10 protein-coding genes are annotated in these 8,474 nt (G+C 70.9%); all 10 read left to right on the top strand.

The annotated features are described in order from the left end of the window. Window positions 1–193: 193 nt before the first annotated feature. The 10 genes from ACFV9T_RS11145 to ACFV9T_RS11100 all read left to right on the top strand — a co-directional run bounded on the left by ACFV9T_RS11145 (window position 194) and on the right by ACFV9T_RS11100 (window position 8,402). Window positions 194–1,402 carry a hypothetical protein gene (locus ACFV9T_RS11145; RefSeq protein ID WP_385438523.1) on the top strand — a complete coding sequence of 403 codons (1,209 nt, stop codon included), beginning with the start codon at window positions 194–196 and terminating at the stop codon, window positions 1,400–1,402. Window positions 1,403–1,579: 177 nt separating this feature from the next. Next, entirely contained in the window at window positions 1,580–1,942 is a 363-nt protein-coding gene (locus tag ACFV9T_RS11140) for a hypothetical protein (protein ID WP_385438521.1), read from the top strand. Between the two features lie 82 nt (window positions 1,943–2,024). After that, entirely contained in the window at window positions 2,025–2,813 is a 789-nt protein-coding gene (locus tag ACFV9T_RS11135) for a hypothetical protein (protein ID WP_385438519.1), read from the top strand. Between the two features lie 170 nt (window positions 2,814–2,983). Further along, on the top strand, window positions 2,984–3,406 hold the full coding sequence (locus ACFV9T_RS11130) for a hypothetical protein (protein ID WP_385438517.1): 423 nt from the start codon (window positions 2,984–2,986) through the stop codon (window positions 3,404–3,406). 90 nt (window positions 3,407–3,496) lie between these two features. Then, the gene (locus ACFV9T_RS11125; RefSeq protein WP_385438515.1) at window positions 3,497–3,937 is read left to right on the top strand and encodes a hypothetical protein; all 441 of its coding nucleotides are present in this window, start codon (window positions 3,497–3,499) and stop codon (window positions 3,935–3,937) included. A gap of 90 nt (window positions 3,938–4,027) precedes the next feature. Further along, window positions 4,028–4,327: a hypothetical protein gene (locus ACFV9T_RS11120; protein WP_385438513.1), complete on the top strand. Its 300-nt coding sequence runs from the start codon at window positions 4,028–4,030 to the stop codon at window positions 4,325–4,327. 56 nt (window positions 4,328–4,383) lie between these two features. Continuing rightward, window positions 4,384–5,490 carry a phosphoadenosine phosphosulfate reductase family protein gene (locus tag ACFV9T_RS11115; protein ID WP_385438511.1) on the top strand — a complete coding sequence of 369 codons (1,107 nt, stop codon included), beginning with the start codon at window positions 4,384–4,386 and terminating at the stop codon, window positions 5,488–5,490. 35 nt (window positions 5,491–5,525) lie between these two features. Then, complete coding sequence (locus ACFV9T_RS11110; RefSeq protein WP_385438509.1) at window positions 5,526–6,797, top strand: hypothetical protein; 1,272 nt, start codon at window positions 5,526–5,528, stop codon at window positions 6,795–6,797. 11 nt (window positions 6,798–6,808) lie between these two features. After that, entirely contained in the window at window positions 6,809–7,381 is a 573-nt protein-coding gene (locus ACFV9T_RS11105; RefSeq protein WP_385438507.1) for a hypothetical protein, read from the top strand. A gap of 187 nt (window positions 7,382–7,568) precedes the next feature. After that, window positions 7,569–8,402, top strand: a complete 834-nt coding sequence (locus ACFV9T_RS11100; protein WP_385438506.1) for a hypothetical protein — start codon at window positions 7,569–7,571, stop codon at window positions 8,400–8,402. Window positions 8,403–8,474: the final 72 nt, after the last annotated feature.

Here is an 8,474-nt window from a genome sequence, read left to right as displayed (position 1 = left end):
CAACCGCGGCCGACACCCCCGCCGCCCCGGAGACCGCCGACCCCCCCTCACCCCCCCCCCCCCCCCCCCCGACCCCCGGCGGGCGGTGCGCCCCGCTCTCGAGGCCGGCACCCGCCGGAACGGGCGCAGGGCGCACCGCCCCACCACACAGTCCCGGAGAGCAACCGGGACGTCCCGAACGAAGGAACACCTGGTGATCACTGCCACGAAGCGCGCCGACTGGATGGCGCTGCAGATCTTCATCGCCGCCCGCGCGAACCACGACGTCATCACTCACGACCTCGTGGACGCCGTCATGACCCGGGACGCCGACAAGGAGCAGGGCAAGGCCAACAAGGAGATGGTGCGCCGCATCATCCGCAAGCGCGCCGCGTCCGAACACGTGCGGGTCATCTTCACCGAGGATGAGCGGTACTGGGCCATCCGCGAACAGCTCCACGGCATGACCGACGCCGAGGTTCGCGCCCTATGCGAATCCATCGCTGACGGGGGCGACGACGACCCCCGCGGCTGGGACAAGACGCTGATTAACGCCATCTGGGTGCGCCTGTCCAACCGGCCCACACCGGCCCGCCTGTACGGCTGCAGCCCGGTCTCCATCCGCCTCTGGCGCGAGCCGCGCCACGAGATGCCCACTCCCGACGACGTCAACGACGCGCCGCAGCGCCAACACGTCCGCATTGTCAACGGCGGCACCGTCGAGTTGCGCCCCGCCACGGGCGATGACCTCCCCGCCGCCGACGCCGCGTCCACCCCGGCCGTCGCCGCTCCCCTCTTCGCCGCACTCGCCGCGCACGAGGCCGCGCAGGACGTCCTGTTCACGCCCGCCCCGAACCGTATCGATAACCTCGCCCAGAGCCTGCGCGCTCTTGGCCCTGCCGCGCCCGGCGAGCACCACCTCGAGATCGTCGAGACCCTCGAGGACATCGAGGACGCGTGGGAGGCCCTGCGCACCGCCTCCAGCGCCACCACCCGCACCACGGCGTTCGGCATGGTCCGGAGCGCAGCGACGCGGGCCAAGGCCGCGATCCTGGCCATCGCGCCGCACGCCGACCACCTGCGCGGTACCGACATGCCCGCAACCGCCGAGGAGATCCGCGAGGCGGCCCTGGCGTACAACGCTGCCGACGGCACGCCCGAGGAGCTGTCCGCCATCGCCACCGGCATGGTCAGCGTGCGCGTGCACTGCCGCAGCCACTCCGGCACCGGATGGAACGTCACCGCCAGGATCACCGCCGGGGTGGACTCACCCGCCGGGCATATCCCCGCGCACCCGCCCATCGTCCTGAAGTTCCGCAAGCGCGACGGCCGCCACGACGCTGCCGAGAACACCCGTCGAATGTTCGGCCGCCGGTTCCGCATCTCCGTTCCCATCGACTACGTCCTCGACCGCCGCACCTGACCCCGGGCCCGGCGCCGCCCGGCCGAAGGGGTTGGGCGGCGCCTTCCGGGCCCATACACGCCCGCGCGCGTGTGGACGGTCCAGAAAGTCCAGAAACCCGTCTGTCTGCCTTGTTCCCGATGTCTGAGACCGGCCCATCCGTGGTCCGTTCGCCGTTCCGAGGAAGGTTCCAGCCCCATGTCTCTGCCGTCTTGGCTCCCGTCCCACCTGCCCGCCGCCGAGTCGCCGAGGTGGACGTTCGAGTCGTTCGCCGACGAGGTGGCCCGCCTGTTGGGCCTGACCCCGACCATGCGCACCGGTGAGTTCGAGCGCAGTTCCGAGACGGATCACCTCTGGCTGCTGTGGAAGGCAGACCAGGGTGGAGCGAGCGTCCTGGTGAAACGGCCGTACGGGGAGTTGCGCACGGCCCTGGTTATCAAGGTGTGGTGGCACCAGTCCCCGGACCCGGCCGACGTCGCCGCAATGGTCCGGACGTTCGAGCGGCGCAGCCGCGTGCAGTCCCTTCGGTCCCTGCTGGGCCGGGTGCTGCGCCGTCGCTGAGCCCCTGAGTGTGCCGGTCGCAGTCCCGCGGTCGGCCTCCCCGCGGCGGGAGCTTCCGCCGTACCCGAGGAAGGAATAGCGCGTGAGCGCGTACGTAGAGATCCCCCGCCCGTACGAGTCGGTCCCCAACCGGTTCACGGTGGAACTGCACTTCCCTGCGGCGTCGAAGCGTCGAGCTGTGCAGCACCACCATGTGGCGTGGCACTTGGCGGACGTCCACGGCGTGGAGGCGTCGACTCCGTACAGGGTGAACCCCCGCTGGTCGATCTATGAGGAGAACTGGGGTAACGGGGAGCGGTACGGGTGGTTGGACGAGCGGCGCTTGCGTGTCGACGGCCCTCGGCGGGCGCTGGCCCGGTACCTCGACGCCCTGACGCGAGTCCTGGACGCCGTGGAAGGTCTCGCCACTCGTGCGGTCCGGGCGTTCGGGGCGTGGAAGCGATCTGTGGCCGCTAAGGCGCACTTGGAGTACGAGGACGCCTCTACCATGCGCGTACGGTCCCGGGAGTTTCGCGCGGACGCCCTGACCGCTCTGGTGCGCGGTCTGCGCGGGACTGTGCCGGACGCCCCGGGGCGTGACAGCTCTCGGCCTCTGTGGGAGCAGTACGGGACCGTGGCCGCCGAGGTATGGGCCCAAGCGGGCGGCGTCGACCTGGCGGAGGCCCCAGAGGAGGGCGTCGCCGCGCATCTGGCCCGAATGCTGCCCGATGAGCCGGAGCAGGGCGAGTTGTTCACCGTGCAGGACATCACCGCGCGGTCTGTGCCGGCCCCGACGGCAAGCGACCCGGCGACGGCCGTGCCGGTGCCCGTCGTTCCCCTCCTGGCGGTCGTACGGCGGGAGGGCCCCGGGCGGTACGGCACCGCAGCCTGACGGGCCCGGTTCGGCGGCTCCCCCGCGTGTCTGGAATGGCGCAGCAAGGAGACTCGCAGGGGCTAATCACATCTATTCACAGGGAGTACTACACACGAAAGTCTCATTGCTGTACTGTCTTCCGTGTTGGCGGAGAGCACCGCCAACGTCCCGAAGGAAGGAACACCGCTGTGAACGCTGTCCTGGTGATGGAGGCCGCGCCCCAGATCACCGCGAAGCTCGCGGAGATGCGCACCGTCCTTAACTCCGAGGCCCCTACGGACACTCCGCGTGAACAGGCCAACGCCTACCGCTTCAACATCCTCGGCGGCAAGACGCTCCAGGAGTCGGTCATCAACAGCGCGGACGGTTCGGCGCTGCTGATCATCCGGTGCGTCGAGTACGTCGACCCGGTCACGCAGAAGACCCGGTACGGCGTCGACTACTGGTCGGTGCGCCGTTACTGGGCCAGTGACCACGGGGCGCGCGCCCTGGCAGAGCTGTCCTACCGGAATGCCGTGCGCGGCGAGTTCGCCCGCCCGACGCTGACGCTTTCCCTGGAGCGGTTCACACGCGGCTTGGCCAGCTTCTACGACGTCACCGACGTCATCTGACCGGTCCGGTCCTCACCCGCCGGGGCGCGACGCTCACCACCGTGCCCCGGCACCATCTCCCAACTCACCGCATCCCGCCGAGGAGACACCGTGATCACGCAGTCCGTCACCCCCACGACCGAGAAGAAGTCCAGTCAACTCGAGCAGGGCGACATCGTGCACGAGCACGGCATGCGCGTCCGCCTGGACCGGCTGATCTCCCGCAGCGGCGAACCGGGCGACAGCGAGGTGTTCGCCTGGGCGGGGACCGTCCTGAACGCTGCCGAAGTCCGCGAGGCAGGGCATGTGCCCGCGTCCTTCATCTGCCGGTGGGAGGGCCCATACCTCGTCCAGAAGGACTACTGGACCGTCCAGGGCAACGACATGGCCCCTCTGTGGACCGTGGAGGAGCCCGTACGGCTCACGCCCGGCGAGTACAACGTCGCATGGCACGCCGTTGAGGGCGCTGCGGGCGAGGAGGGGGCCGACCCCGGAACGGTCCTGCACGCCGTACTCCGTGCGCTGGGGATCGAGCCGCCCCGCGAGGCGTAGCAGCTCCCCGCTGGCCAGGGCGCGCCCTCACGCGCCCCGGCCGTACGCCGCCCCCGTTTCGCCCGCTCCACTGACCTCGAGGACTTCACCGTGCACGCCACGATTCGCGCCCACCGCGGCCGCAAGGCCCGCTCTCCCCGCTGGACCGACCGCCGTCCCCGCCCCGCCAGCGTCCGGTCGACGAACACCACCGTCGCCGCCGCTCGTTCCTGCCTCGCCCGCTCGTACCGGTACGGAGAGCGCCGCTCCATGCCGTGGCTCAAGGCGCGCGTGACGCGAGGGGAGACCGCGTTGCGCTCCGGGGCATACGGGCGTCCCGTGCCGTTCCCGCCGGTCGACCGCTCGATGCTCCCGCGCGAGGAGCGCATGGGCCGCCCACAGCGCCGGTAGCCGTCCCCCCGGCCGTACTGCCCCTCCGCCCGCCTCACGCCCCCAGGACACCCGTCATGCAGACCGCCACTCTCTTCGATCTCCCCGCCATCCAGACCGGCCCCCAGCGCGCCCCCGCGGCCGCTCCGGCGAAGAAGGCGCGCCGCCCGCGCAAGGTGCACGCGTCCGTGCCGCTCAAGCCGTCCACGACCGTCCCCGACGAGCTGATAGCCGAAGCGGACTGGGTAGTCGTGAACTCCAGCGGCGGCAAGGACAGCCAGGCGATGCTGTCGTACGTCGTCCGCCGCGCGAAGGCCCTCGGGATGCTGGACAAGGTGGTCGTGGTCCACGCAGACCTGGGGGACATCGAGTGGGTCGGCACGAAAGCTCTCGCCGAGGAGCAGGCCCGTCTCGCCGGGGTCCGCCGGTTCGAGGTGGTGAAGGCGAAGGGCGCCGATCTCCTCGGGCGCGTCCTGATCCGCTTCGGCAAGCTCAAGGCGAAGGCGGAGCGCGAGGCGATCGAGGCGGGCCTCGACTCGGCCGCGGTGAAGGTCCCCCCGGCTTGGCCTTCGAGTTCTGCACGCTGGTGCACGAGTGACGTGAAGCGCGGGCCGATCTGGACGCTGTTCACCAAGCTCGCCGCGGAGCTGTCCCACCTGGGCCGCCCGGTCCGCATCCTCAACTGCATGGGGCAGCGGGCCGCCGAGTCCGCGCCGCGGGCGAAGCTCGCCGAGGTGGAGATCGACCGCTCCGCGAGCAACGGCAAGCGGCACGTCACCGTGTGGCGCCCGATCCACGGGTGGAGCGACGCCGAAGTGTGGCGGGAGATCGCACGGTCCGGCCTGCCGTACCACGAAGCGTACGACTGGGGCATGCGCCGCCTGAGCTGCAGTTTCTGCGTACTCGGGTGTGAGGCCGACGTGGTGCTCGCCGCGCGGCTGCGCCCGGACAAGGCCGCCGAGTACGCGGACATGGAGGTCCAGGTCGGCGCCGACTTCAAGCACGGCTTGTCCATGGCCGAGATCATCCGCCGCGCCGCCGAGCTGGAGAAGGAGTTCGGCCCCGTGCAGCGGCCGCCGGCCGGGACGGCGATGGCCGGGTTCGTCGGCAAGTCGACGACCGCCATGTACCTGGGCCGCCGTGACCTCCTCCGCCTCCGCGAGCGCCTGACCCTCGCGTCCTGACCCCCTACACACCCACCGACTTCCGGAGAAGACCCGTGTCCGTGTTCACCACCGCCTACACCACCGACAAGCTCACGCTGGGGCAGCGCCGCGTCATGCTCGCCGCCGTCGACGCAGACGGCCGACTGCCCGACGGCGTCAATCAGCGCGTGCTCAACAACATCCCGGAGTCCTGGGCGCGCACCGACGCGGCGGCCGGGGGCCGGTTCCTCACCGCCGAGGGGCGCGCCGCGCTTGCGCCGCTGGGCCGCTTCTCCTTACTGGCACGGTCCAACCCTGAGACGGGCGCCATGCCGGGCACGACCGGACACAGTGACATGCTCGCCCTGGTCCGCGACGGTCTTACTGTCCTCCAGGACCGCGAGGGCCGCCCCGTGCCCGTCGCGGATCGCTGGGAGCTTGGAAACTCCCTGCGCATTACCGAGCGCGGCCGGAGACTGGTCGGCATGCCTCTGGCAGCTCCCCCGCTCGCCGAGCGTCACCCCGTGGGCTCCCGGGCGATGTGGAAGCGGGAGGGGGAGCCCGCCCGGCCCGTGCATATCCTCGGCTGGCCGCTCGCCGACGGCACCGTGCGCGTGTTGCCGGAGGGCGCCCGCCTCAGCTACGCCGAGAGCATGGAGCGGTCCGTGCCGGCCGAGCAGATCCGCCCCGCGCCCCAGGGCCCCAAGACCACCGTGACCACTCGATCCGACGACCGAAGGAAGACGATGGCCGACAGGGCTCCCGAGCTGCCCCTGGACGACGAGCTTGAGGCGCTGCGCGGGCTCGCCGCCGCGGCGGTGAAGCCGATGACGCCCCGCGCGGAGACCTGGGAGCAGGTGAAGGCCCTCGAGGAGCGCGCGACCGCGGGCTACGAACTGGCCGAGCGGTTCACCGAGTTCGACCAGCGGGCGACCGCCGACCGGTGGGCGCCGCAGGAGTGGAGGCGCGGCCGGGACCTCTCCTCCGAACAGGTTGAGGAGCTGATCGAGAAGTGGCCCGACCTGGCGGCCCTGGGCTCCACCTTTGTGCGCAACCTCGCCGCGGCCGGGTTCGCGCCGTTCCAGATGGCCAACCTGGTCAAGCAGGTACAGGGGCGCCGCGGTCTGCCGGAGATCCAGCCCGGTGACGTGGTGGAGGCGATACTCGCCGGGGGCGGGGAGCCGAGGACGATCCGGCTCAAGGTGGACCGGACGCCGTGGCCGGGCGGACCGGACAGCACGGTCCTCAGCGACGGCACGGCGGTGACCGCGGTCGTGACGGCGTCCGTGCGGGTCGTCGAGGACGACGGGACCACGACGGCGCGCCTGGTCATCGACGAGAGCTGAGCGAGACGACGATGGTTGAACAGCCAGAGACCCCCAACGAGCAGCCGGAGGCGGTGCGCGCCCTGGTAGGCCAGACCATCACGGTGACGGAGGCCCTGTCGGGAATCCCGAACAGCCGGCCGTACCAGCTCCGCGTGACCGAGGTCCACATATCGTCCGACCCGGCGTCCGGCACGGTGTATGTGACGGGGGACCGGTTCCGTATGGACGGCACGCCCGCCATCCGTAAGGGCGGTCCCGTCGTCGGCACCACCGTATGGCTGATGGACGGTTGGACGAACGTCCTGGGCTTGCCTGCTCTGCCTCCGCGGGAGTGGGTACGCGAGGCCGCTGGCCTGTCGGTGTACTCGGAGTACCAGCGCGCCGGTATCGCGGCCCAGATCGTCGACCTGGGCATGGCGTACCGGGTCACGGTCGGGGGCGCCATCGAGGACCAGGCCGTGCCCGGGGACCAGATGGCGCAGAGGGTGGCCGAGGCGCTCGCCGAGGAAGGGATGCGGCTGGACCGGCACGCGGACGGGCGGACGCTGCGGCTGCGCTACGCGGACGGTCGGCCCCCGGTGTTCCTGACCCTCGAGGGCTGAGCCGGCTCGCACCGCGGGGGTCGCCCTGGTGAGCGGCCCCCGCTTTCTGCGGGTTCTCCGTGAGTCTCATTGCTGTACTATGTTGGGTGTTGGCGGAGAGCGCCGCCAACCAGTCCCAAACGAAGGAATCCGCGTGTCTTCTGTCGTCCTTTTCGACCTTCCGGCGTCCACCGGGAATAGTGCGGCCATGCGACCGGCCGCCCCGAAGAACCCCGGCCGCCGCTCGTACGACGACGTCGACCGCGTGACGTACCTGGGCACGCATCAGCCGTCGTGGCTCGCCCGGCCGGAGTTCGGCGAGGACTGCGTTCCGCTGTGCGTCGCGAACCACCGTCTCTCCGGCCGCAAGACCCTGCCGCGCGCCGTCACCCCGTGGATGCTGGACTCCGGCGGCTTCACGGAGCTGTCGAAGTACGGCCAGTGGACCGTCACCCCGTACGAGTACGCCGCGGCCGCGCGCCGGTACTACGACGAGATTTCCATGATGGACGTCTGCGCCATCCAGGACTGGATGTGCGAGGACGAGATCCTGGCGAAGACTGGCCTGACGGTGGAGCGCCACCAGTACAAGACCGTGGCGTCCTTCCTGAACCTCATGTCGCTGGACGCGGATCTGCCGTGGATGCCCGTCCTACAGGGCTTCACCCTCGACGACTACCTGCGCTGCGTGGACCTGTACGAGCGGGCCGGTGTCGCCCTCGCGTATGAGCCGGTCGTCGGCATCGGCTCCGTGTGCCGTCGGCAGACCACGAACGAAGCCGTACGGATCATCGAGACCCTGTGGGCCATGGGCATCCGTCTCCACGGGTTCGGCTTCAAGGTCACTGGCCTCCGCGAGACCTCCCACCTGCTGTACTCCTCGGACTCCCTCGCGTGGAGCCTGAACGCCACCAAGCGGGCCCCGATGCCCGGGTGCACGCACAAGCACTGCGGGAACTGCCCGCGGTACGCCCTGGCGTGGCGGAACCGTCTGCTGAACTCCCTCCCCGACCACCGACAGCTCCTGACGCTGACCGCCTGATCCTCCAGTCTTCCGGGGCGTCCACCACGGGCGCCCCGGCCCACCGGCGGGGAGAGCGCCCCGCCACCGACC

Source organism: Streptomyces sp. NPDC059850, assembly GCF_042731515.1.
Classification (GTDB): Bacteria; Actinomycetota; Actinomycetes; order Streptomycetales; family Streptomycetaceae; genus Streptomyces.
This window is presented reverse-complemented; position numbering and strand designations above follow the sequence as displayed.